The organism is Sphingomonas sp. CFBP 8765 (assembly GCF_014841445.1).
Classification (GTDB): domain Bacteria; phylum Pseudomonadota; class Alphaproteobacteria; order Sphingomonadales; family Sphingomonadaceae; genus Sphingomonas; species Sphingomonas aerolata.
Window position 1 is genome coordinate 1 of record NZ_JACYTY010000007.1, and the last position, 21212, is coordinate 21212.

21 protein-coding genes are annotated in these 21212 nt (G+C 67.3%); 13 read left to right on the forward strand and 8 right to left on the reverse strand.

Translation table 11 applies throughout. The features are described 5' to 3' along the window. Both IFT87_RS20205 and IFT87_RS16195 read left to right on the forward strand, forming a co-directional pair. Positions 1 to 184 (forward strand): hypothetical protein (locus tag IFT87_RS20205; protein ID WP_206757235.1); only part of this gene is annotated, 184 nt, incomplete at its 5' end. A 68-nt stretch (positions 185 to 252) separates the two neighbouring features. Continuing rightward, positions 253 to 2856: a glycoside hydrolase family 3 protein gene (locus IFT87_RS16195; protein ID WP_192191250.1), complete on the forward strand. Its 2604-nt coding sequence runs from the start codon at positions 253 to 255 to the stop codon at positions 2854 to 2856. A 22-nt stretch (positions 2857 to 2878) separates the two neighbouring features. Here the strand turns inward: IFT87_RS16195 and IFT87_RS16200 are convergent, their stop codons facing one another. Further along, a complete protein-coding gene (locus IFT87_RS16200) occupies positions 2879 to 4405 on the reverse strand; it encodes a hypothetical protein (RefSeq protein WP_031441830.1) in 1527 nt (508 codons plus the stop codon). 43 nt (positions 4406 to 4448) lie between these two features. Here IFT87_RS16200 and IFT87_RS16205 point away from each other — a divergent pair, with 43 nt between their 5' ends. Further along, complete coding sequence (locus IFT87_RS16205) at positions 4449 to 4586, forward strand: hypothetical protein (protein ID WP_192191251.1); 138 nt, start codon at positions 4449 to 4451, stop codon at positions 4584 to 4586. 262 nt (positions 4587 to 4848) lie between these two features. Here the strand turns inward: IFT87_RS16205 and IFT87_RS16210 are convergent, their stop codons facing one another. Further along, positions 4849 to 5019 (reverse strand): hypothetical protein, encoded by a 171-nt coding sequence (locus IFT87_RS16210; protein ID WP_156363498.1) that lies wholly within the window; start codon positions 5017 to 5019, stop codon positions 4849 to 4851. A 274-nt stretch (positions 5020 to 5293) separates the two neighbouring features. Here IFT87_RS16210 and paoA point away from each other — a divergent pair, with 274 nt between their 5' ends. From paoA to IFT87_RS16230, 4 genes are all read left to right on the forward strand, one after another. Further along, positions 5294 to 5935, forward strand: coding sequence for an aldehyde dehydrogenase iron-sulfur subunit PaoA (gene paoA / locus IFT87_RS16215; protein ID WP_037529025.1), 642 nt, complete (start codon positions 5294 to 5296; stop codon positions 5933 to 5935). Then, positions 5932 to 6882: an FAD binding domain-containing protein gene (locus tag IFT87_RS16220; protein WP_031441828.1), complete on the forward strand. Its 951-nt coding sequence runs from the start codon at positions 5932 to 5934 to the stop codon at positions 6880 to 6882. Before paoA ends, IFT87_RS16220 begins: the two co-directional genes overlap by 4 nt. Before the next feature lie 5 nt (positions 6883 to 6887). Continuing rightward, entirely contained in the window at positions 6888 to 9089 is a 2202-nt protein-coding gene (paoC, locus tag IFT87_RS16225) for an aldehyde oxidoreductase molybdenum-binding subunit PaoC (RefSeq protein ID WP_031441827.1), read from the forward strand. A gap of 140 nt (positions 9090 to 9229) precedes the next feature. Further along, a complete protein-coding gene (locus IFT87_RS16230) occupies positions 9230 to 9754 on the forward strand; it encodes a gamma carbonic anhydrase family protein (protein WP_192191252.1) in 525 nt (174 codons plus the stop codon). 49 nt (positions 9755 to 9803) lie between these two features. Here the strand turns inward: IFT87_RS16230 and IFT87_RS16235 are convergent, their stop codons facing one another. After that, positions 9804 to 12389, reverse strand: coding sequence for a M1 family metallopeptidase (locus IFT87_RS16235; RefSeq protein ID WP_031441825.1), 2586 nt, complete (start codon positions 12387 to 12389; stop codon positions 9804 to 9806). A 128-nt stretch (positions 12390 to 12517) separates the two neighbouring features. On the opposite strand from IFT87_RS16235, the gene IFT87_RS16240 reads away from it, so the two are divergent. Then, positions 12518 to 13492, forward strand: a complete 975-nt coding sequence (locus tag IFT87_RS16240) for an NAD(P)H-dependent flavin oxidoreductase (protein WP_037529031.1) — start codon at positions 12518 to 12520, stop codon at positions 13490 to 13492. Positions 13493 to 13528: 36 nt separating this feature from the next. Here the strand turns inward: IFT87_RS16240 and IFT87_RS16245 are convergent, their stop codons facing one another. Then, on the reverse strand, positions 13529 to 13990 hold the full coding sequence (locus IFT87_RS16245) for a DUF1465 family protein (RefSeq protein WP_192191253.1): 462 nt from the start codon (positions 13988 to 13990) through the stop codon (positions 13529 to 13531). A gap of 168 nt (positions 13991 to 14158) precedes the next feature. Further along, positions 14159 to 14356: a YdcH family protein gene (locus tag IFT87_RS16250; RefSeq protein WP_031393918.1), complete on the reverse strand. Its 198-nt coding sequence runs from the start codon at positions 14354 to 14356 to the stop codon at positions 14159 to 14161. 221 nt (positions 14357 to 14577) lie between these two features. On the opposite strand from IFT87_RS16250, the gene IFT87_RS16255 reads away from it, so the two are divergent. Then, positions 14578 to 14733, forward strand: a complete 156-nt coding sequence (locus tag IFT87_RS16255; protein ID WP_081874429.1) for a YdcH family protein — start codon at positions 14578 to 14580, stop codon at positions 14731 to 14733. A gap of 185 nt (positions 14734 to 14918) precedes the next feature. On the opposite strand, the gene IFT87_RS16260 is transcribed toward IFT87_RS16255, so the two are convergent. Together IFT87_RS16260 and dksA are read right to left on the reverse strand one after the other, a co-directional pair. Continuing rightward, positions 14919 to 15341 carry a PilZ domain-containing protein gene (locus IFT87_RS16260; RefSeq protein ID WP_243845892.1) on the reverse strand — a complete coding sequence of 141 codons (423 nt, stop codon included), beginning with the start codon at positions 15339 to 15341 and terminating at the stop codon, positions 14919 to 14921. An 87-nt stretch (positions 15342 to 15428) separates the two neighbouring features. Then, positions 15429 to 15890, reverse strand: a complete 462-nt coding sequence (gene dksA / locus IFT87_RS16265; protein WP_192191254.1) for an RNA polymerase-binding protein DksA — start codon at positions 15888 to 15890, stop codon at positions 15429 to 15431. Between the two features lie 536 nt (positions 15891 to 16426). On the opposite strand from dksA, the gene IFT87_RS16270 reads away from it, so the two are divergent. Then, positions 16427 to 17314: a PEP-CTERM sorting domain-containing protein gene (locus tag IFT87_RS16270; protein WP_192191255.1), complete on the forward strand. Its 888-nt coding sequence runs from the start codon at positions 16427 to 16429 to the stop codon at positions 17312 to 17314. 77 nt (positions 17315 to 17391) lie between these two features. Here IFT87_RS16270 and IFT87_RS16275 read toward each other — a convergent pair whose 3' ends face one another. Further along, positions 17392 to 17832, reverse strand: coding sequence for a host attachment family protein (locus IFT87_RS16275; RefSeq protein WP_031396300.1), 441 nt, complete (start codon positions 17830 to 17832; stop codon positions 17392 to 17394). Positions 17833 to 17929: 97 nt separating this feature from the next. On the opposite strand from IFT87_RS16275, the gene serS reads away from it, so the two are divergent. From serS to IFT87_RS16290, 3 genes are read left to right on the forward strand one after another with little or no spacing between them, the layout of a single operon-like run. Next, positions 17930 to 19210, forward strand: coding sequence for a serine--tRNA ligase (serS, locus tag IFT87_RS16280; RefSeq protein WP_037531572.1), 1281 nt, complete (start codon positions 17930 to 17932; stop codon positions 19208 to 19210). Continuing rightward, positions 19210 to 19974 (forward strand): 5'/3'-nucleotidase SurE, encoded by a 765-nt coding sequence (surE, locus tag IFT87_RS16285; RefSeq protein ID WP_037531574.1) that lies wholly within the window; start codon positions 19210 to 19212, stop codon positions 19972 to 19974. The genes serS and surE overlap by 1 nt, the downstream gene beginning before the upstream one ends. Then, positions 19971 to 21191 carry a peptidoglycan DD-metalloendopeptidase family protein gene (locus IFT87_RS16290; RefSeq protein WP_342211176.1) on the forward strand — a complete coding sequence of 407 codons (1221 nt, stop codon included), beginning with the start codon at positions 19971 to 19973 and terminating at the stop codon, positions 21189 to 21191. Before surE ends, IFT87_RS16290 begins: the two co-directional genes overlap by 4 nt. The last annotated feature ends 21 nt before the right edge of the window (positions 21192 to 21212 follow it).

Sequence of the window (21212 nt, forward strand, 5' to 3'; positions counted from 1 at the left end):
AATCCCGTCAAACGCAAATTTCACTTTTATGGCAATTTTTGCGAACTGGCGCGTTCTGCGCCCCCGTGACGCTTATAGCCGGCTTTCCGAACGGTGGCAGACAGCACCGGAGTTCGGATGTGAGCTCGATCCTTCACTTGCTTGTAACGTAAATGATTTGCCCGACGCCCCGCTGCGGCGATAGCAGGGTGGCAATGCCCGGGGGCGTCGGCATCAGTCGGAGAGCTTCGAACCGGGATCAGGGAGATAAAGATGTCGACGGGTTTCTCATCGGTGACGATCGCACTGCTGCTACAGACCGCGGCCGCGCCGATCGCGTCGCGACCGCCGGCCTCGCCGCCCCCTGCCCCTGCCCCGACATCTGCCCCAATATCTGCCGCGCCGGGCGGGAGCCAGACATCCACGCCGCTTTCGGCGGTCGCGAATCCAGATCTCTGGCCGACCGCCAAGGCCATGCCTTTGCGCGACGCGAAGATCGAAGCGCGGCTCGACGCGATCGTCGCGCGCATGTCGATCGAGGACAAGGTCGGCCAGCTGATCCAGGTCGACATCGCCAGCATCACCCCCGCCGACCTGCGCACCTACAAGCTCGGCTCGATTCTTAACGGGGGCAATTCGGGGCCGAACGGCGACGATCTTGCGCCGCCGATCGAGTGGCTGAAGCTCGCGGATGCCTTTTACGATGCGTCGATGGCGCGAAGCGACGGTCGGCCCGCCATTCCGGTGATCTGGGGCACCGACGCGGTGCACGGCAACAACAACATCCCCGGTGCGACGCTCTTCCCGCACAATATCGGCCTCGGTGCGACGCGCGACCGTGACCTGATGCGCGAGATCGGCCATGTGACCGCGATCGAGACCGCCGCAGCCGGGATCGACTGGACCTTCGCGCCGACGCTCGCGGTGGTTCGCGACGATCGCTGGGGCCGCACCTATGAAAGCTATTCGGAAGAGCCTGCGGTCCAGGCCGATTACGCCGGCGCGGTGATCGAGGGCGTGCAGGGCAAGGTCGGTACCAGGGATTTCCTTGCCCCCGACCGCGTGATCGCGACGACCAAGCATTTCCTCGGCGACGGCGGCACCGGCGGGCGCGACCAGGGCGATGCGCTGATCCCCGAAACGGCGTTGCGCGACATCCATCTCGGTGGCTACCCCGCCGCGATCGAGGCCGGCACCCAGTCGGTGATGGCGAGCTTCTCGAGCTGGAACGGCGCCAAGATGCACGGCAACAAGAGCCTGCTGACCGGCGTGCTCAAGGACCGGCTCCATTTCGACGGCTTCGTCGTCGGTGACTGGAACGGCCACGGCCAAGTCGAGGGCTGTTCGAACGAGAGCTGCGCCGCTGCGATCAACGCGGGGCTCGACATGTTCATGTATTCGGGCAGCGGCTGGAAGACGCTCTACGCCAACACGCTGAAACAGGCGCAGTCGGGCGAGATCTCCGCCGCTCGGCTCGACGACGCGGTCCGCCGCATCCTCCGCGTCAAGCTGCGCGCCGGCACATTTGATCGCGGTCGCCCGTCGTCACGCGCGCTCGCGGGCAAGATGGAGCGGATCGGCGCGGCCGACCATCGTGCGATCGCACGGCGGGCGGTGCGCGAATCGCTGGTACTGCTCAAGAACCAAGGCGGGCTGTTGCCGCTCAAGCCCTCGGCCAACATCCTGGTCGCGGGCGGCGGTGCCGACGATATCGCGCAACAGGCGGGCGGCTGGTCGCTGACCTGGCAGGGTAGCGGCCTCACCAATGCGAACTTCCCCAATGCCCAGTCGATCTGGTCGGGCATCGACGCGGCGGTCAAGGCGGCGGGCGGCACCGCGACGCTGTCGGCGAACGGCGGCTTCGCGAAGAAACCCGATGCGGCGATCGTCGTGTTCGGCGAACAGCCCTATGCCGAGTTCAAGGGCGACCGCCCGACGCTCGACTATAGCCCCGACGACAAGGCCGATCTCGCGCTGCTGCGCAAGCTCAAGGCGGCGGGCGTGCCGGTGGTGGCGGTATTCCTCTCCGGCCGGCCGCTCTGGGTGAACGCCGAGCTCAACGCCGCCGATGCGTTCGTCGCGGCGTTCCTGCCGGGCAGCGAGGGCGGCGGCGTCGCCGACGTGCTGTTCCGCACCAAGGACGGGCGCATCGCGAACGACTTTCGCGGCAAGCTCAGCTTCTCCTGGCCCAAACGCCCCGATCAATATGTGCTCAACCGCGCGGACCCCGGCTATGATCCGCTGTTCGCCTATGGCTATGGGTTGAGCTACGCGAAGCCGGGCACCGTCCCGAAGCTCGACGAGACGCGCCCCGCCGGACTCGCCGTGGCATCGAGCGGCATCGTGTTCGGCAAGGGTCGCGTCCCCGAAGGCTGGTCGCTCGTCCTCGCCGAACAGGGACAGTCGAAGGTCCGCCTCCTTGGCGTCAATGCGACGACGACGAACCGGCGGCTCACCGCCTCGGCGGTCGACCGCCGCCGCCAGGAGGATGCACGCAGCCTCGTCTGGTCGGGCGGTGCGGCCGAGGCACGCATCGAGGCGGATCGTCCGCTCGATCTCACGCGGGAGAGCAATGGCGAGTTGAGCCTCGTCGTCGACCTGCGCGTCGATCGCGCCGCCAGCGCACCCGTCACGATCGGCATGGTCAGCCATGACGGTGCCGTGGTGAGCGTCCCGATCACCAGGACGCTCGCGACCGGTACGCCGGGCGAATGGCGCCAGGTCGTCGTGCCGCTGCAATGCTTTGCCAAGCGCGGTGTCGACATGGCGGATGTCACCGCACCCTTCGTGCTCGCGACCGACGGCGCGCTTGGGGTGTCGGTATCCGACGTGAGGATCGATTCGGCGCCGGTGCCGATGACCCAGTGCGGCGACTGAGGTCGATCGGCGTCGCGGCCGCCTAGACGGCGTTCGCGTCCAGCGGCGTCGTCCGCGGTTGGAGGCGGAACGGATCGAACCCCTGCGGCAGCCCGACGCTGACGGGATTCGGCAGGATCCGCCCTACCCGCGTCGCCGCGGCGACGACGTCGGGCGCGGTCCGGACCGCGTCGTCGACCGGGTCCGTCAACCGGTCGAGCGGCGTCGTCGTTGCGGAGCCGGTCGGCTGGACATAGCGCAGCGCCCAGTCGCGGGTCGTCTCGTCAGCGAGCCGGCGGATGACGAGCGCGCGCGCCGCGGCCTGGTCGCCCCGACAGACATACATCTGCATCGCGGCGCCCGGCACCAGCGCTTCGTCCAACAGCACCTCTGCGGTGACGGGTTCGGCGGCAGCGCTCTGTCCAGTCCGGGCGAGCGCACAGGCCTGCCAGGCTTTGACGAGCAGGACGGACGCGCGGTTGACGTTGCTCCCGTATCGTTTCGCCCGATCGAGAAAGACGTCGGCGCGCGTGAGGACCTGCGGCCAGTCGGTCTCCATCGCCGCCAGCTGCAGATAGGCGCCGTCGAGATTGAGGCCATTGCCCTGGTCGTCGGCCGGCACGGTCGTCGCGACCCTGGCCAGCAATGCCTGCGCCTCGTCATAGCGCCCCTGATGCGCCAGCGCCCTGGCGACGATCGGCGCGAGGAACACGCCCTCGCCCCGCGGCGCGCCCGCGGCACGCGCCTCCACTGGCACCGCCGCTCCGGTGTCGATCCCGTCGAACATTGGCAGGAACAGGCCGAGCACCGCGGGATACGCCTCGAGGCGGGAAAGGCGACGCGCATAGGGCGTAGCGGTGTCGAAATCGGCAGCCGCCGCCCAGTCGCCGCGCAGCTCGTCGAGGTAGCGCCGCGACTGGGCAGCGAGATCGGCCCCGGCCCATTCCGCGATCCGCGGCCAGAGCGGCGCATAGCGTCGGTCGATATAGAGTGTGAGCAGATCGTCCGGATCGCCGATCGTCGTGACGAGGTTTGCCGCCTCGTCAGTCGATGCGCCTGTCGACATCCGCATCGCCTCGCGCGTGCGGGACAAGGCTGCGGTCGAGCGTTCGGGCGCGAGCCCCGAACTGAAGCCGATCTCGCCAAGCCGGGCGTTGAGCCGGTCTGCCCGGCTCCGGTCGCCGATCTCGGTCAAACGCCCCGTCAACGCCATGACGACGTAGCGGTCGAAATGCCGCGTCATCTCCGGCGCAAGCCGGCTGGCCTGGAGGAGGAGATCCGCGGCGCGCTGCGGCGAACCGGAAAACGTATAGATTCCCGTCGCGACGAGTTTCGGCCGCGGATCATCCGGCAGAAGCCGCAGCGCCTCCTCGATCGCCGCGACCGCGGGGCCGGTCGCCTGCGCGCTTGCGAGAACACCGGCCCGCACCGTCTGCACCATGCCGCGCAGCGGCGTCGGCCGCGGCAGTTTGGCAAGGACCGCATCGAGCCGGGCGATGTCGGGCGATCGTCCGGCAATCGCCGACGCTGCCTCCGCCATCACCTCGCGATCTGCGGGATCGGTCGTCATCGCTAGGGGATCTGCGACCTGGGCGCGAGCCACCCCTGGGGTCATGCCAAAAGCCATCGTCACGGCGACCGCGGTCAGCGCCATTTTAGATCTGAAAACCGGTCTCATGCTGTTCCCCTCTGCACAGATCCGAGCACAGGGGGCGCAGACTGTCCATCGCTCCACCTCCGACTTTTTTTGACGTCGAGTCGCGGCACCGATGAAAGCGCGAGGATGCGGACTGCGCGCGCGCTGCGGCAACCGGCAGCGCGTACAGTCAGGGCGAGCGACGCTGTTCACGGATCGCCGCCGTTATCGGCCGCCTTAACTGGCATCGGCCGCGCGCGAGCGGATCGAACGCCGAGACGGATCATGCCCGGACGGTCCAGCTGGCGATCCTCTAGAACGGGACCTTTCCCCGGCGCCACGACTGACGTGGTTTCGACTCGCCGAGCGCCAGCCCCTCAGGCGGGGTCCGCGCTGCCCTGTTCGGTGATCGGATGGAGCGCGGCGCGCACGTTGACCGACGTCAGCTCCTGTTCGATCCAGTCGACACAATCGCTGATCTTCGCCCCGACCAGCGCGTTGCCGCCCTCGTCAGCGATGCGCAACGCCTCCTCAAGGAGGAAAGCCATCGACCTCAGTCGAGCAACCGTCTGCGCGTAACTCTGCATCGCTCAATCCCTTGATCGTGATCATGACGATATCAGAATTGCGTGCGATTTGAAGGGTCAATGACGGTGTCGGATTGGGACTTTTGGCTTAGACCGTCAATTATCTCGGTCCCGCCCTATGGCGCGGCAGCCGCCTGATACCTATTTTTTCCGAGTTAGGGCGGATTCCGGCGTGGCGACGCAACCGGTTCCGTGGCGATCCGTTCGTTAGCGGATCAGGGAGCTTTAGATCTTTATGAACAGCAATGACGGATTTCCCGTATCGCGCCGTGGCGTGATCGCGGGTGGCGTAGCGACCGCGACCCTGACCGGGACCCCGGTGGGTGCGCAGGTGGCGGCACCGCAACAGACCCCGCCGACGACGATGCCGGTGACGCTCAAGGTCAATGGCCGCAATACCCTGATCGAGGTCGATACGCGGACGACCCTGCTCGACGCGCTGCGCGAGACGATGAAGCTGACGGGCACGAAGAAGGGCTGCGATCACGGCCAGTGCGGCGCCTGCACGGTCATCGTCGAAGGCCGGCGGATCAACAGCTGTCTGACGCTCGCAGTGATGCACGAGGGCGACTCGATCACCACGATTGAGGGTCTGGGCACGCCGGAGAAGCTGCACGCGATGCAGGCCGCCTTCGTCAAGCATGACGGCTATCAGTGCGGCTATTGCACGCCAGGCCAGATCTGCTCCGCGGTCGCGACGCTCAACGAGATCAAGGAAGGCATCCCCAGCCATGCCACCGGCGACATCGCCGCCAAGCCGAAGGTGACGACCGCCGAACTTCAGGAGCGGATGAGCGGCAATATCTGTCGCTGTGGCGCCTATTCGAACATCATCGACGCGATCCACGACGTCGCCGGCACGGAGCGCATGGCATGAAGGCCTTTACCTTCGAACGCGCCAAGACCGCGAGCGCCGCCGCGGCAGCGGCGGTCCGTACGCCTGGCGCCAAGTTCATCGCGGGCGGGACCAACCTGCTCGACCTGATGAAGCTGCAGATCGAGACGCCGCAGCATCTGATCGACGTCAACGGCCTCGATCTCGATACGATCGCACCAACCAGCGACGGCGGCCTGCGGATCGGTGCGCTGGTTCGCAACACCGACCTCGCCGCCGACGCCCGCGTCCGCAAGGACTACGGCGTGCTCAGCCGGGCACTCGTGTCAGGCGCGTCCGGCCAGTTGCGCAACAAGGCGACCACCGCGGGCAATCTGCTGCAACGGACCCGCTGCCCCTATTTCTACGATACCACCAAGCCCTGCAACAAACGCCAGCCGGGCAGCGGCTGCGCGGCGATCGGCGGCTTCAACCGCAATCTCGCGGTCATGGGGACCAGCGATGCGTGCATCGCGACGCACCCGAGCGACATGGCGGTCGCGATGCGAGTGCTCGATGCGACCGTAGAGACGGTCAATTCGGCCGGCCAGACACGCGCCATCCCGATCGCCGACTTCCACCGGCTGCCGGGCACGACGCCGCATATCGAGACCGCGCTCGCCGCGGGTGAGCTGATCACCGCGGTCACGTTGCCAAAGCCGATTGGCGGCACGCACATCTACCAGAAGGTGCGTGACCGTGCCTCCTACGCGTTCGCTTTGGTGTCGGTCGCGGCGGTCATCCAGCCCGATGGCCGCGGGCGCCTTGCCTTTGGCGGCCTCGCGCACAAGCCGTGGCGGGTCGAAGCTGCCGAGGCGCAACTGCCCAAGGGCGCCAAGGCCACGGCCGCGGCCGTTCTGGCTGGTGCCCGCACGACGTCGCAAAATGCATTCAAGCTGCCGCTGATCGAACGCACGATCCACGCAGTGCTCGAAGAAGCGAAGGCCTGATCGCCATGAAGTTCGACACTCCCGCAACGACCAACCCGATCGACCGCATGAAGGTCGTCGGCCAACCGGTCGACCGCATCGACGGCAAGCGCAAGACCACCGGAACCGCGCGCTATGCCTATGAACGCAACGACGCCGCACCGAGCGCGGTCTATGGCTATATCGTCGGCGCGGCGATCGCCAAGGGCCGGATCGAGCGGATCGATTTCGCCGAAGCCAAGGCTGCACCAGGCGTCCTCGCCGTCGTCACGCATGAAAATGCCGGTACGGTGGCCAAGGCGCAGGCGCATACCGCCCGCATGCTCGCGGGCCCCGACGTCCAGCATTTCGATCAGGCGGTCGCGATCGTGGTCGCATCGACATTCGAACAGGCGCGCGCAGCGGCGAAGCTGGTCCGCGTCACCTATGCCCGCAGCGCCGGGAAATTCGACCTCGCCGCGGAGAAATCCGCCGCGGTGAAGCCGAAGGACGGCAAGCCCGATACCGCGATCGGCGACTTCGCCGGCGCCTTTGCCAAGGCCCCGGTCAAGCTCGACCAGACCTATACCACGCCCGATCAGAGCCATGCGATGATGGAGCCGCACGCGACGACCGCTGCGTGGACGGGGTCGAAGCTGACGCTGTGGACCTCGAACCAGATGCTCAACTGGGCGGTGCGCGACATGAGCGAGACGCTCGGCATTCCCAAGGAGGACATCCACGTCTTGTCGCCCTTCGTCGGCGGCGGCTTCGGGTCGAAGCTCTGGATCCGCAGCGATGCGGTGATGGCCGCGCTCGCCTCGCGGGCGATCGGCGGCAAGCCGGTCAAGGTCGCGCTGACCCGTCCGCAGATCATGAACAACACCACGCACCGTCCGGCGACGATCCAGCGGCTCCGGATCGGCGCGCGCAAGGACGGCACGATCACCGCGATCGCGCATGAAAGCTGGTCGGGCGATCTCCCCGGTGGCGGACCCGAGACCGCGCCGAACGTCACCCGGCTGCTCTATGCGGGCGCGAACCGGATGACCGCGACGCGGCTCGCGACGCTCGACCTTCCTGAGGGCAACGCGATGCGCGCCCCCGGCGAGGCGGTCGGGCTGCTCGCGCTCGAGGCGGCGATGGACGAGCTTGCCGAGACGCTGAAAATGGATCCGGTCCAGCTGCGCATCGTCAACGATACGCAGGTCGATCCCGAATCGCCCAAGCGCGCCTTCTCGCACCGCGATCTCGTCGGCTGTCTCAGGACGGGCGCGGAGCGGTTCGGCTGGAACAAGCGCAATCCCGTGCCGGGCCAGGTCCGCGAAGGCCGCTGGCTCATCGGCATGGGCATGGCGTCCGCCTTCCGCGACAATGTCACGATGAAGTCCGGCGCGCGCGTCGGGATCGACAAGAAAGGCGTCGTCACCGTCGCCACCGACATGACCGACATCGGCACCGGCAGCTACACGATCATCGCGCAGACCGCGGCCGAGATGATGGGCGTGCCGCTCGACAAGGTGATCGTCCTGCTCGGTGACAGCAGCTTCCCCGTCTCGTCCGGTTCGGGCGGCCAATGGGGCGGCAACAGCTCGACCGCGGGCGTCTATGCGGCCTGTTCGGCACTGCGCGACAGCGTCGCACGCAAGCTCGGCTTCGACCCGACCGACATCGTCTTCGAGGACGGCAAGGTGAAGTCGGGCAACCGCAGCGTATCGCTCGCCGAGGCGGCGGGCGATGCGGGCCTGTCGGCGGAGGACTCGATCGAGTTCGGCGATCTGACCAAGACTTATGCGCAGTCGACCTTCGGCGCCCATTTCGTCGAGGTCGCGGTTGATTCGGCGACCGGCGAGGTTCGGGTACGCCGGATGAGCGGTGCGTTTGCCGCCGGGCGAATCCTTAACCCCAAGTCGGCGCGCAGCCAGGTCATCGGCGCGATGACCATGGGCGTCGGTGCGGCGCTGATGGAAGACGCGGTCGTCGACAAAAGGTTCGGCTATTTCGTCAATCACGACATGGCCGAATATCATGTCCCGGTGCATGCCGACGTCCCCTATCAGGACGTGTTCTTCATGGACGAGACCGACGCCAAGTCGTCGCCGATGAAGGCCAAGGGCGTCGGCGAGCTCGGCATCTGCGGCGTCGGCGCCGCGGTCGCGAATGCGGTCTACAATGCCTGCGGCGTCCGGATCCGCGAATATCCGCTGACGCTCGACAAGGTGATCAAGGGCATGCCGCCCGTCGCCTGAAATACCGTCGCCTGACGGCCTGTCCTGCCGCCCTTGCAGACGATCCCGCCGTATCGCAGACATCGAACCGATGATCTGCGGTGCGGCGGTGTCGTTTCGGGCTTCGTCGCAGCCCGCGGGTTCGACGGAGAGACCTTGCGATGCCGCTTTATGCCCTGGGCGACAAACGCCCCACCTGCCACCCGACCGCCTGGGTCGCGCCAAGCGCCGATCTGATCGCCGATGTCCAGCTGGGCGAGGCGGCGAGCGTGTGGTTCGGTGCGGTCGTCCGCGCGGACAATACGCCGATCGTCATCGGCGCGCGCAGCAACATCCAGGAGGGCGCGATGCTCCATTCGGATCCCGGCGCGCCGCTTCGGATCGGCGAGGATTGCACGATCGGCCATCACGCCATCCTCCACGGCTGCACGGTCGGCGACCGGTCGCTGATCGGCATGGGGGCGATCCTGCTCAACCATGCGGTGATCCCGGATGACTGCATCGTCGGCGCCGGCGCGCTCGTCACCGAGGGCAAGACCTTTCCCGCGGGCAGCCTGATCATCGGCAGCCCGGCGCGTGCGGTCCGGCAGCTCGATGAACAGGCGATCGCGGCGCTCCGCATTTCCGCCCAGCATTATGTCGAGAAGGCCCGCGCCTGCGCAACCGGACTGACCCGTATCGACTAGCCATGCGCGCCGGACCCCGGGACATCGCCCGGGAAACGGCGCCGTTGTGTCAGCCGGCGACCCACTTGGTGACGGCGGGACGCAGCTGGTCGGCGGCGGCCTTGCGGACCGCGATCGTCGACAGCGACCGCGTCACGCCGCCTCGCGACGAGGCGGGCAGATATTTGTCCGCAAAGGCGCTGATCTTGCCCGGCATCGCCGGATCGTTCGAGCCCGCGCCGAGCCCGACGATATAACCCGATCGCGTGCTCGCCTCGAGGAAGCTCTCGACCAGCTCACGGTTCGCGACTGCCCAGTCGAACGCCAGGTCGGGATGCGCCCCCGCGACGGCGCGGAGCAGCCCGGCCTTTTGCGGCGCGGAGATTGTGTCGGTCTTGAGCAGCGCGAGCGCCCGCCCCGCAGTTGCGGGGTCGCGCGCGGCCCCGAGCAGCGTCACGAACCGGTTCTTGGCAACCGGGCTCTTCTCCGCCTTGGCGAGCGCAAGCAGCGCGTCCCATTCCGCCGGGGTCGCGTTGACGGCATAGGTCGACAGGATCGGCTGGCGGATCGCCGGCGGGATCGCGGTCGGATCGGTCGCCAGCGCCGCGACATAGCGCCGCGCACGGTCCGCGACGCCCGTATCGCCATTGGTGCCGAGCCGCCCGACCAGCGTCTCGCGCAAATTGCTCGTCAGCGGCGATTCGCCCGGTTTAGCCTCGAAGCCGATCCGCGCGAGCACGGGGCCAAGGATCGCGACCGACCGCGCGCGCAGCGGCGCCTCGAGCGGGGTGTCGTCGTACAGCCCGGTGATCCGGCCGAGCGCGCCTGCGACCGACGACCATTCGAGCGGATCGGCGTCCGGCCCGACCTTGTCCATCACCGCGAAATAACGCGACAGGTCCTGATAGCCGCCCGCCGCCAGTGCGAAATCATCGCCCAGCGTGCCCAGCCGGTCGGCGAGGTCTAGTCTGGCATAGTCGCGGACGATCGCGGCATGGCCCGCATCGTCGTACATCACGCGGGTATAGCTGCCCTTGCCGCGGTTGAGGACGACCGTACCGCATCCCCGGATCGTGACTCGCGACGGCGCTGCGCCCGTGACGATCGTCGCCGTCTGCGCACCGCCGAGATTGCCCACGACCAGCGGCACGTGCCAGGTCTGCGGCGTCTTCGATGCCGCATCCAGCCCGAACCGGCCCTGCGTCAGCATGGCGGTGGTAACGCCGCCGTTGCAGGTCGCGCCCGTCATCGTCACCAGCGGCACGCCGCCCTGCAAGGTGAAGTCGTGCGCGATCTCTGCGACCGGCTTGCCCGCGGCTGCGGACAATTCGGCCCAGAGCTGTTCGGTGACCGTGTTGCCGTATTTATACTTGGCCATGTAGCTGCGGATGCCCTTGCGGAACACGTCGGGGCCGAGCGTCGATTCGAGCATGCCAATCACGGCCTGCCCCTTCGAATAGGTGATGCCGTCGAACGCTTCGCCAATCTGGTCGACGGTCTCGACCTTGCGGATGATCGGGTGCGTCGCGGACGTTGCGTCGATCCCCATCGCCCCCTCGCGCTCGCCCGACACCGCGGCCGCCTCGGATTTCCACGCTGGCACGAGTACGCCGCTCGACTTGCCCTCCATCCACGAGGCGAACCCCTCGTTCAGCCACAGATCGTCCCACCACGCCATGGTGACGAGGTCGCCGAACCACTGGTGCGCCATTTCATGCGCGACAACGGTATAAATGCGCTGCTTCGCGCTTTCGGTCGCGCGCTTCGGGTCGAACAGCAATTCGTTCTCGAAATAGAAGATCGCGCCCCAATTCTCCATCGCGCCGAAAAACTGGCTCGATCCCGGCCCCGCGATCATGTCCATCTTGGGCAGCGGATAGGGCTGGCCGAAATAGTCGTTGTAATAGGCAAGCAGGTCCTTCGCGGCGGCGAGCGCATAGTCGCCCTGATCGACGACTCCCTTGCGGCTGATGATGCCGATCTCGGTCTTGCCCGCCATCAGCGTCTTGCGCTCCATGTCCCCCATGCCGAGGAACAGCAGATAACTCGACATCAGCGGCGTCTCGCCGAACTTGTAGAGCTGCGTGCCGTCCGCCTGCTTCGTGATCGCCGTGGCAGGCATGTTCGAGAAGGCCAGCTGAGCGCCCGGCGCGACCGCGGACAGGCGGAACTTCGCCTTGAACGCGGGCTCGTCCCACATCGGTGCGAACCGGCGCGCGTCGGGGGCCTCGAACTGGGTCGCGAGCATCCGCGACGACGACCCGTCGGCATTGGCATAGTCGATCGCGAACAGCCCGGACGCGGACTGGTTGATCTTGCCCGTCCAGGCAAAGGCCAGGCTGTGCCGCCCGACGCTCACCGCCGCGGGCAGCGTCACCGTAAGCAGCTGTGCTGCGGCGTCCGCCTTTACGGTGGCGGGGCGGCCGTCGAACGTCGCCGACGTGATGTTCAAATCCGCCGCGTTCAACTGGATCGTCCGGGTCGCCTGCTTGACGTCGATGGTCACCGTCTCGGTCCCGCTGAACGTCATCGCCTTCGCATCCGGGCGTACCTGGATATCGTACAGGATCGGCACGACACTGCGCGGCAACTGCCCTGCGGCAAGCGCGGGCGCAGACACGGACAGCGCCAGCAAGGCGGCAACGGCAAACTTCATGGCGGCACATCTCCGGAACATTCTATGCCGACCGCTCTAAGCATTTGCGGTCACATGGCAATCACACGTGACTGCCGCTCTAACCAGAGTGCTGGCGCAGCCGTTTCGGCTGCGCTATGAAACGCGCCATGACCGTACCCGCTATTCTAAAGAGCCTGCGCCTGCCCGTGATCGGGTCGCCGCTGTTCATCATTTCCGGACCCGATCTGGTGATCGCCCAGTGCAAGGCGGGCATCGTCGGATCCTTCCCGGCGCTCAATGCGCGACCGCAGGCGATGCTCGACGAATGGCTCCACCGGATCACCGAGGAACTGAGCGCGCACAACCGCGCCAATCCCGACCGTCCGGCGGCACCGTTCGCCGTCAATCAGATCGTCCACAAGTCGAACGACCGGCTCGAACGCGATCTCGAAACCTGTGCCAAATGGCAGGTGCCGATCGTGATCACCTCGCTCGGCGCGCGTGAGGATCTGAACACCGCGGTGCATGGCTGGGGCGGGATCACGCTGCACGACGTCATCGACGACCGGTTCGCGCGCAAGGCGATCGAAAAGGGTGCCGATGGCCTGATCGCTGTCGCCGCGGGCGCCGGCGGCCATGCCGGACGACTGTCGCCCTTTGCGATCATCCAGGAGATTCGCCAGTGGTTCGACGGTCCGCTCGCGCTGTCGGGCGCGATCGCGACCGGCGACGCGGTGCTCGCGGCGCAGGCAATGGGGGCGAACTTCGGCTATATCGGCTCGCCCTTCATCGCGACCGTCGAGGCGAATGCCGACCAGGCCTATAAGGACGGCATCGTCGCGGGGCGCGCGGCGGACATCGTCTATTCGAACCTGTTCACCGGCGTGCACGGCAATTACCTGCGCGCGTCGATCGTCGCGGCGGGGATGGATCCCGATGCGCTGCCCGAGGGTGATCTGAAGACGATGAACTTCGGGGCCGGCGCCAATGCCGAGGGTGGATCGAAGCCCAAGGCGTGGAAGGATATCTGGGGATCGGGCCAGGGGATCGGCGCGGTCACCGCGGTCGAGAGCGTCGCCGACCGGGTCGACCGGCTCGAGCGCGAATATCGCGCGGCACGCACCCGGCTCGGCCTCGCCTAGGCCGGGCCCGCATAGCGGGACGCCCCGCCAGCGGCGCTAGAGCACGCGGGCGAGGCGATCCTGCATCGACAAGGCGGGGCTCGCGGCGGGCCGTGGCGCATCGAGCGCGGCGTCGAGCAGCGCGACGCGCCGGTGTAGGTGCATGCTCGCGGTGATCAACGCCCTCGCGCTGGGCGGAAACGCCGCCAGCATCGCGTCATCGGTCACCGGCGCCTCGCCGAGCCGCCGCGCCGGATCCAGCGCCTCGCCCCGCGTGAGTTCACCCGCCTGGACCGCGCGCTGCGTCAGCAACCACGCGAGGACATGGAGCAACCGGGTCGTGACCTTGAGCGATTCACAGCTCAGGCTGACGCGGACGAGCGGTTCGAGCCCGTCCCGGTCGGTCCGTCCCGTATCGTCGAAATAGTTCCGCGCCTCTTCGGCCAGCCGCATCGCCTCACGGTACAGTGCACCGATCATGCGGTCTTGCAGGGGCAGTTCGGGCGGTCGTCCAATCATTCTGCTCGACTGCCATAGCCGCAACGCCGCGCCCATCGCGAAAACGCACCGATGCGCCGGGATGTGTCCCGAAACGCGCCGCTCCGATCGACCGCTTGATCAATATTATGTCGTGATTTGAAGGCGCTGTCCGAAATCACGCCCCGCATTCGTGCCTGCCCGGACGTATCAGGCGATGATGTCGGGGATCAACTGGTCCTCGAACGCGGCGATTTCGTCGCGCAACCGCAGCTTGCGCTTCTTGAGCCGGGCGATCTGCAATTGGTCGGGAACGGTGAGTGACCAGAGCGCGGCGATCGCCGAATCGAGGTCGCGATGCTCGGTCCGGATTTCGTCCAGCCGGACCCTGATCTGTGCCTCGTCCACCATCATGCCCTTCGCCCACCCCTGCTACGCGGTCCTTAGCAAATGCATGGCATTGCGCGAGCACCAAAAACTACCCGGCGCGCGCCGTCGGGGGCCACAGGACTCGGCCCGTCGCACGCGACGGCTCGCCCGGTCGATTCACCAATCTTCGTTAAAGACTTTTTGGTGGGGCGATGGTTTACTCGGGACCCCAACACGAATGCAGAAGGAGTTTTTCCACCATGCAAACGACGCACCAGGCTGCGCTGGAAACCAAGCATCAAATGCTCGACCGCCGGATTTCCGAAGAGGTACACCGGCCCATGCCCGACGCGCTGGCGCTCGCAGGATTGAAGAAGCAGAAGCTTCGCCTGAAGGAAGAACTCGCCAACCTTTAGACCCCACGCCGTTCGTGGCGGCGGGCGATCGGCCTGTCGTCACGCGGTTCCGGCTTTTCCGATTCCTTCCCCCTCGGGAAAGCCGGACTGGCGGGGTGCCGGCCACGCCACCACCGCCTCTTCAGTCAGCCCCTCTATTCAACCGTCACCGACAACCTAACGCTGCCCCGCTCTACCGGACGACGTCACCGCGATCGCGGCTCCCGGAACACGATCGGCTTGGCGAAGGTCGGCGTCGTCTGCCCCTGCCCGACCGACTTGCGCGCCTTCATCGGGTCGATCGTCTCGTCGAGCGCGATTCCCAGACGGCCCTGCGTGCACCACGCCACCCGTCCGGTAACTTCACCAATCCCGCGCAGGTCGATCGTGACCGGCGTATCGACGGCGAGCGGCCGATCGAACTCGATCATCAGCCCGCCTTCGGACAGGTTGCGGACCCGCACCTCGTACACACCCGCACCGTCGGCATAGCTGAACCGAGCGATCATCAGCAGACTGTCACGGACCGGCCGGTTCTGGCCCAGGTCTGCGCTATCCTCGACGGACTCCCCGGCGCCGGCCCCTGCCGCACCCTCGGCGCCCAACGACCCTTGGTTTCTCATGTCCATCCGTGTTCCTGTGTCCCGACGTCGAGATATGCGTCGCATATATCAGAAGGCGGACCACGTGCCTATGCGCTGTTCGCCGCCCCGGTATCAGTCCTCGCGGGAGATTTTTTCGTTGCGCTCGTGGCGTTCCTGCGCCTCCACGGTCATCGTCGCGATCGGCCGCGCCTCGAGGCGTGCCAGGCTGATCGGTTCGCCCGTGACTTCGCAATAGCCATATTCGCCATCGTCGATGCGGCGGATCGCCGCCTCGATCTTCGAGACGAGCTTGCGCTGGCGATCCCGGGTCCGCAGTTCGATCGACCAGTCGGTTTCGCTCGACGCCCGGTCGGTCAGATCCGCCTCGCGCAGCGAATCGATCTGGAGCTGCGATAAGGTTTCCTGCGATTCCCGCAGGATAGCGTCCTTCCATTGCTGCAGCTTTTGCCGGAAATAGGCCTGCTGACGCAGGCTCATGAACGGCTCGTCGGCCGTCGGTCGATAGCCATCGGCATCATTGGCTGCTGCAAGATTGGTACCGTGCTCGTCTACGCGATTCATTACCGTTGCCATACCACTCTCCCTCTGGCCGGTCGGCGCGAAAAGCCGCGTCTCGAAGCCACCCCCAAATGGTGAAAGGGCCTATAGTCTTACGTGTTCCGGACCACAAGCGAGCAGACTTGCGCTTGGATCGATAATGAAGACACATTCTTGCGTACCGATGCATCCGGGTTACACCGCCCGCCGACGGCCTAAGCGAGTCCCGCGAACGGGCCCGTCGCCATGATCCTGGATGCGACAACTGTCCCGCCACGGCACGGTCTGCGTATTGAGCGCCCCGCCCGTCGCGATATTGTAAGAATGACCACCAGATCACGTCATGGGCGCTTGCGCTTAACGCTTTGTTTTGCGCTTTGTGCGAACACGGCGTCCGAGTGCCGTGAACGCGATCCGACGTCGTCTGCGCGTCGGCAACGAGAGAGACTTTGAGTATGTCGGTGCGGATGGCCTTGGCCAAATTATGCGCGTGTGCCTGCGGAGGCGCGATCATCGGAGGCGGCGCCGTCCATGTCGCCGAGCGTCCGAAGCGCGCGATCCAGACCAAGACGATGACCAAGCGCGTTGTCCCCCGCCAGATCGGCGCCGTCGCCCGTCCCCGCATCCGTCGCGTCGTCACCACACGCACCACCGCCTGCGCGCCAGCCATGGTGACGGTCGCCAACGCGCCCCCGGTCCCCGTGGGGTTCGCCGACCCGTTCGTGGGCGGCGCCGGCAGCCCGACCGCCGTGCCGGTAAACAGCGGCGGCGGCTTTTTCGGCGGCGGTGGCCCGGGTGGCGGCTTTGGCGGCGGCGGCTTTGGCGGCGGTTTCTTCGGCGGCGGCGGCTCTGGCGGCAGCATCGTCATCTCGTCGACCTCAAGCGGAGGCTCGTCGAGCACGAGCGGCGGTTCATCGAGCACGAGTGGCGGCTCGACCTCGAGCGGTGGCGTCAGCACCACCTCGTCGACCGGCGGATCGTCGTCCAGCACCGGCGGCGCGTCGGTGTCGAGCACCTCGTCGTCCGCCAGCGGCGGGAGCAGCGGTAACGTATCGTCCTCGTCGAGCGGTAACGTATCGTCGTCGTCCAGCGGTAACGTGTCCTCCTCGTCCAGTGGCAACGTATCGTCGTCGTCGAGCGGGAACATCTCCTCCTCGTCAAGCGGCAACGTTTCGTCGTCGACCAGCACCAGCTCGGGCGGCAACGTGTCGTCGACCAGCAGCGGATCAAGTTCGACCTCGTCGTCGAGCTATGGATCGAGCAGCGCAGGCTGGAGCAGCAACGGCGGCTGGAGCTCGAACGGCGGCTGGCATGGCTCGAATGGCGGCGGCAATGGCAGCACCGGCTCGAGCGGCGGGCCACCCGCCCCCGTTCCGGCACCCCCGATGGTGCTGCTGTTCGGCGCTGCGGCCGCGGCCCTCGTTGCCCGCCGGCGGTTCGCGAAGCGCGCCGCCGACTGATCCTGCATAAATCTCGGACATGAAAAAAGGCCCGCAACAACGGGTTGCGGGCCTTTTCAACTATCGCGTGGCAACGATCAGGCGTTCTTGAGCGCCGTCTCGATGTCGGCAATCGGATGCCCGGTGAGATCCTTTGCGAGCTCACCCGCGAGCCTGCTGCTGACCGCCTTGTGATAATGTTTGCGCATCTCCCCCAGCGTCCTAGGCGGCGCGACGATGACGAGCGAATCGAAATCGTTCTTCAACGCACGCGTCTTGAGCAGCTCGGCCGCGTCGGCCGCGAACCGGTCTTCCTCGATCTGATGGAAATCGGTGGGTTCGACCGAGCTCTGCGCGGCACCCTGCGGGGACGAGGCGCGGCCGGCCGAGTCGGTCGCCTGGTCACGCGTCGCGGGGTTCTCCTGCTCGACCGCCTCTTCGACGACGAGGTTCGGAAAGGCGGCATCGCCCTCATTGCGCAGGAACAGCATCTTGCGGCCATCGGCGACCATGACGACGGACTTGTGCGGAAGATCCACGGGCTTTCTCCTCTTTGATCTGTGCCTCTGCCCTCCCCAACGTCCCGCAGGCGCACCGGGTTGCGCGCGCTTGCCGGCCTCGGCATAGCCTAGCGCCATGCATGATATCCGTCTGATCCGTGAAAACCCCGCCGCGTTCGACGCAGCTCTCGCCCGCCGCGGCGCTGCCCCCGCCAGCGATCGGCTCGTCGCCCTCGACGAGCGCCGCCGTACGACGATCGCCGAAGCGCAGGCCGCGCAGACCCGCCGCAACGAGCTGTCCAAGGCGATCGGCCAGGCCAAGGCGCAGAAGGACGAACCGCGCGCGCAGGCGTTGATGGCGGAAGTTGCCGCGCTGAAGGCCGCGCTGCCGACGCTCGAGGCCGACGAGGCGGCGCTGACCGCCGAGCTCGATGCGGCGCTCGCGGCGATCCCCAATCTGCCCGCATCGGACGTCCCTGCGGGCGTCGACGAGAGCGGGAATGTGCTCGTCCATGCACGCGGGACGAAGCCCGACTTCGCCTTCGCCCCGCGCGAGCATGACGTCGTCGGCCCGGCGATCGGGCTCGATTTCGAGACGGGCGTTGCGATGTCCGGTGCGCGTTTCACGCTGGTCCGCGGCCCCGCCGCCCGGCTGCAACGCGCGCTCGGTCAGTTCATGCTCGACCGGCTGACGCGCGATCACGGTTTCGAGGAAGTCGCGCCGCCGCTGCTGGTGCGCGACGAGGCGGTGTTCGGCACGGGCCAGCTGCCCAAGTTTGCCGAGGACCTGTTCCGCACCACCGACGGCCGCTGGCTGATCCCGACCGCAGAGGTCAGCCTGACCAACATCGTGCGCGAACGGATCCTGACCGACGGCGAACTGCCGCTCCGCTTTGCGGCGCTGACGCCGTGTTTCCGCTCGGAGGCCGGGTCGGCCGGTCGCGACACCCGCGGCTATATCCGCCAGCACCAGTTCGACAAGGTCGAGATGGTCGCGATCGTCACGCCGGATGAGTCGGAGGCCGAGCACGAGCGGATGACGCAGTGCGCCGAGGGCGTGCTCGACGCGTTGCAGCTTCCGTTCAGGCGGATGCTCCTATGCGGTGGCGATATGGGCTTCACCGCGGCGCGCACCTATGATCTGGAAGTCTGGCTCCCCGGCCAGGCGCAGTATCGCGAGATCTCCAGCATCTCGACCTGTACCGATTTCCAGGCGCGTCGCATGAACGCGCGCTATCGCCCCGAGGGGGAGAAGGCGACTCGGTTCGTCCACACGCTCAACGGTTCCAGCCTCGCGGTCGGTCGCACGCTCGTCGCGGTGATCGAGAATTATCAGCAGGCGGATGGCGCGGTCGCGGTACCAACCGCGCTCCAGCCCTATCTGGGCGGCCTCACCCTGCTCGAGCCCGCTGCCTGATGCGGATCCTGCTGACCAATGACGACGGTTATCATGCGCGCGGGCTGAAGGTGCTCGAGGCGATCGCCGCGACGCTGTCCGACGATGTCTGGGTGGTGGCGCCGGCGGAGGAACAGTCGGGCGCGGGCCATTCGCTGACGCTGTCGCGACCGCTGCGCGTGCGCAAGTTCGCCGAGAAGCGCTATGCCGTCGCTGGCACGCCGACCGATGCGGTGATGATGGCGCTTGCCCGCATCATGAAGGACAGCCCCCCCGACCTAATCCTCTCGGGGGTCAATCGCGGCGCCAACCTCGCCGAGGACGTGACCTATTCGGGCACCGTCTCCGCCGCGATGGAGGGTGCGCTGGCCGGGGTCCGGTCGATCGCGCTGAGCCAGGTCTATAGCCGCGAAGGCATGGGCGATTCGGTCCCGTTCGAGGTCGCCGCCGCCTGGGGCGAACGCGTCCTGCGCCCGCTGCTCGACGCGCCGCTCGCCCCCCGGACGCTCGTCAACGTCAACTTCCCCGTCGGTGCGGCCGATGCGGTGCGCGGCATTCGCGTCGTCGGCCAGGGCCTGCGCGACTATGGCCGGTTGCAGATCGTCACCAACACCGACCCGCGCGGCTATGAGTATCACTGGTTCGCGCTGAGCGGCGCGGTCGAGACGCCGCTTCACTCGACCGATCTGGAGGCGATTGCGGACGGCTATATTTCGGTCACACCGCTGCATCTCGATCTGACGCATGCCGAGTCGCTGGACATGCTGGGACGCGCCTACGCGTGACGCGCGCCGCCGCGATCCTGGGCGCGGCGCTGGCTCTCGCCGGGTGCATCCCGAGCGTCGACACGCCGGTCCGGTCCGACCGCGGGCCGCCGCCACAGTCGCTCGAACGGATCCAGCGCCTCCCACCCGCCGACCCGCAGGACCGCTCCGCGAACGACGCGCGCGATCGCAGCATCGCCGCCCGATCCGACACCTATGACGCTCCGCCGCGTCGGCGCACCTATCCGCGCCGCGTGGAGCGGCAGGACGCCAGCCCTGCCCCCTCACCCGTCCGGCGCGCCGATCGCACCCCCGTGCCCGTCTCGACGCTGCCGGCGCCGCGCCCCGCCTGGGAGGAGCGCCCGGTCGCAGCGGATGCGCAACGCGTCGATCAATCACTCTATACGGTCCGCCCCGGCGATACGCTGCTCGCCATCGCCGAACGCTCGGGGGCGAGCAGCGAGGCGATCGCACGCGCCAACGCGATCGAACCGCCCTTCACGATCCAGGCGGGACAGCGACTGACCATCCCGGCAGGCCGCTATCACCTGGTCCGGCGCGGCGAGACCGGAATCGCGATCGCCCGCGCCTATGGGGTCGCCTGGTCGCGCATCGTCACCGTCAACGCGCTGCTCGAACCCTATGTGCTGCGTGCGGGCCAGCGCATCGTCATCCCCGACACCGAAGGCGGCACCAGCCTTGCCGATCGGGCGGCGGCGTTCACGCTCGACGTCGACGACATCCTGACCGGCGGCGAGCCTGCGCTTGCGAGCAACCAGGCGCCGGTCCGCCCGACCCCGACCCCGCGACGCGTCCTGCCGCCAAGCGCGGTCGTCACCGCCCCGGTACGGCTCGCGGGCGGCGGTTTCCTCTGGCCGGTCGATGGCCGCGTCGTGAAGCGGTTCGGTCACGGCGCCAGCGGCGAACGCAACGACGGCATCAAGATCGCCATTCCCGTTTCGACCCCGATCCGCGCCACCGCCGACGGCGTCGTCGCCTATGTCGGCGACGGCATTGCCGCGCTTGGCGGGCTGGTGATCGTCAAGCATGGCGGCGGCTGGACCAGCGTCTATGGCCATGCCTCGAAACTCCTGGTCCAGCGCGGCCAGAGCGTGAAGCGCGGCCAGACGATCGCGCTCTCAGGCGACACCGGATTCGCCGACCGGCCCGAACTCCATTTCGAACTCCGCAAGGGCCGCACCCCGGTCGACCCGTCGTCGCAACTGCCGCGGATGTAATCGGCGCGTACGTTGCCACGG

Coding starts and splice junctions, on each gene's coding strand:
- IFT87_RS16210 (WP_156363498.1), bottom strand. CDS start 5,019: ATGGCTTTCCTCCTTGAGGAGGCGTTGCGCATCGCTGACGAGGGCGGC.
- dksA (WP_192191254.1), bottom strand. CDS start 15,890: ATGGCAACGGTAATGAATCGCGTAGACGAGCACGGTACCAATCTTGCA.
- IFT87_RS16205 (WP_192191251.1), top strand. CDS start 4,449: ATGCCAAAAGCCATCGTCACGGCGACCGCGGTCAGCGCCATTTTAGAT.
- IFT87_RS16255 (WP_081874429.1), top strand. CDS start 14,578: ATGCAAACGACGCACCAGGCTGCGCTGGAAACCAAGCATCAAATGCTC.
- IFT87_RS16240 (WP_037529031.1), top strand. CDS start 12,518: ATGACCGTACCCGCTATTCTAAAGAGCCTGCGCCTGCCCGTGATCGGG.
- IFT87_RS16230 (WP_192191252.1), top strand. CDS start 9,230: ATGCCGCTTTATGCCCTGGGCGACAAACGCCCCACCTGCCACCCGACC.
- serS (WP_037531572.1), top strand. CDS start 17,930: ATGCATGATATCCGTCTGATCCGTGAAAACCCCGCCGCGTTCGACGCA.
- paoC (WP_031441827.1), top strand. CDS start 6,888: ATGAAGTTCGACACTCCCGCAACGACCAACCCGATCGACCGCATGAAG.
- IFT87_RS16200 (WP_031441830.1), bottom strand. CDS start 4,405: ATGACGACCGATCCCGCAGATCGCGAGGTGATGGCGGAGGCAGCGTCG.
- surE (WP_037531574.1), top strand. CDS start 19,210: ATGCGGATCCTGCTGACCAATGACGACGGTTATCATGCGCGCGGGCTG.
- IFT87_RS16220 (WP_031441828.1), top strand. CDS start 5,932: ATGAAGGCCTTTACCTTCGAACGCGCCAAGACCGCGAGCGCCGCCGCG.
- paoA (WP_037529025.1), top strand. CDS start 5,294: ATGAACAGCAATGACGGATTTCCCGTATCGCGCCGTGGCGTGATCGCG.
- IFT87_RS16260 (WP_243845892.1), bottom strand. CDS start 15,341: ATGGACATGAGAAACCAAGGGTCGTTGGGCGCCGAGGGTGCGGCAGGG.
- IFT87_RS16245 (WP_192191253.1), bottom strand. CDS start 13,990: ATGATTGGACGACCGCCCGAACTGCCCCTGCAAGACCGCATGATCGGT.
- IFT87_RS16235 (WP_031441825.1), bottom strand. CDS start 12,389: ATGAAGTTTGCCGTTGCCGCCTTGCTGGCGCTGTCCGTGTCTGCGCCC.
- IFT87_RS16270 (WP_192191255.1), top strand. CDS start 16,427: ATGACCAAGCGCGTTGTCCCCCGCCAGATCGGCGCCGTCGCCCGTCCC.
- IFT87_RS16195 (WP_192191250.1), top strand. CDS start 253: ATGTCGACGGGTTTCTCATCGGTGACGATCGCACTGCTGCTACAGACC.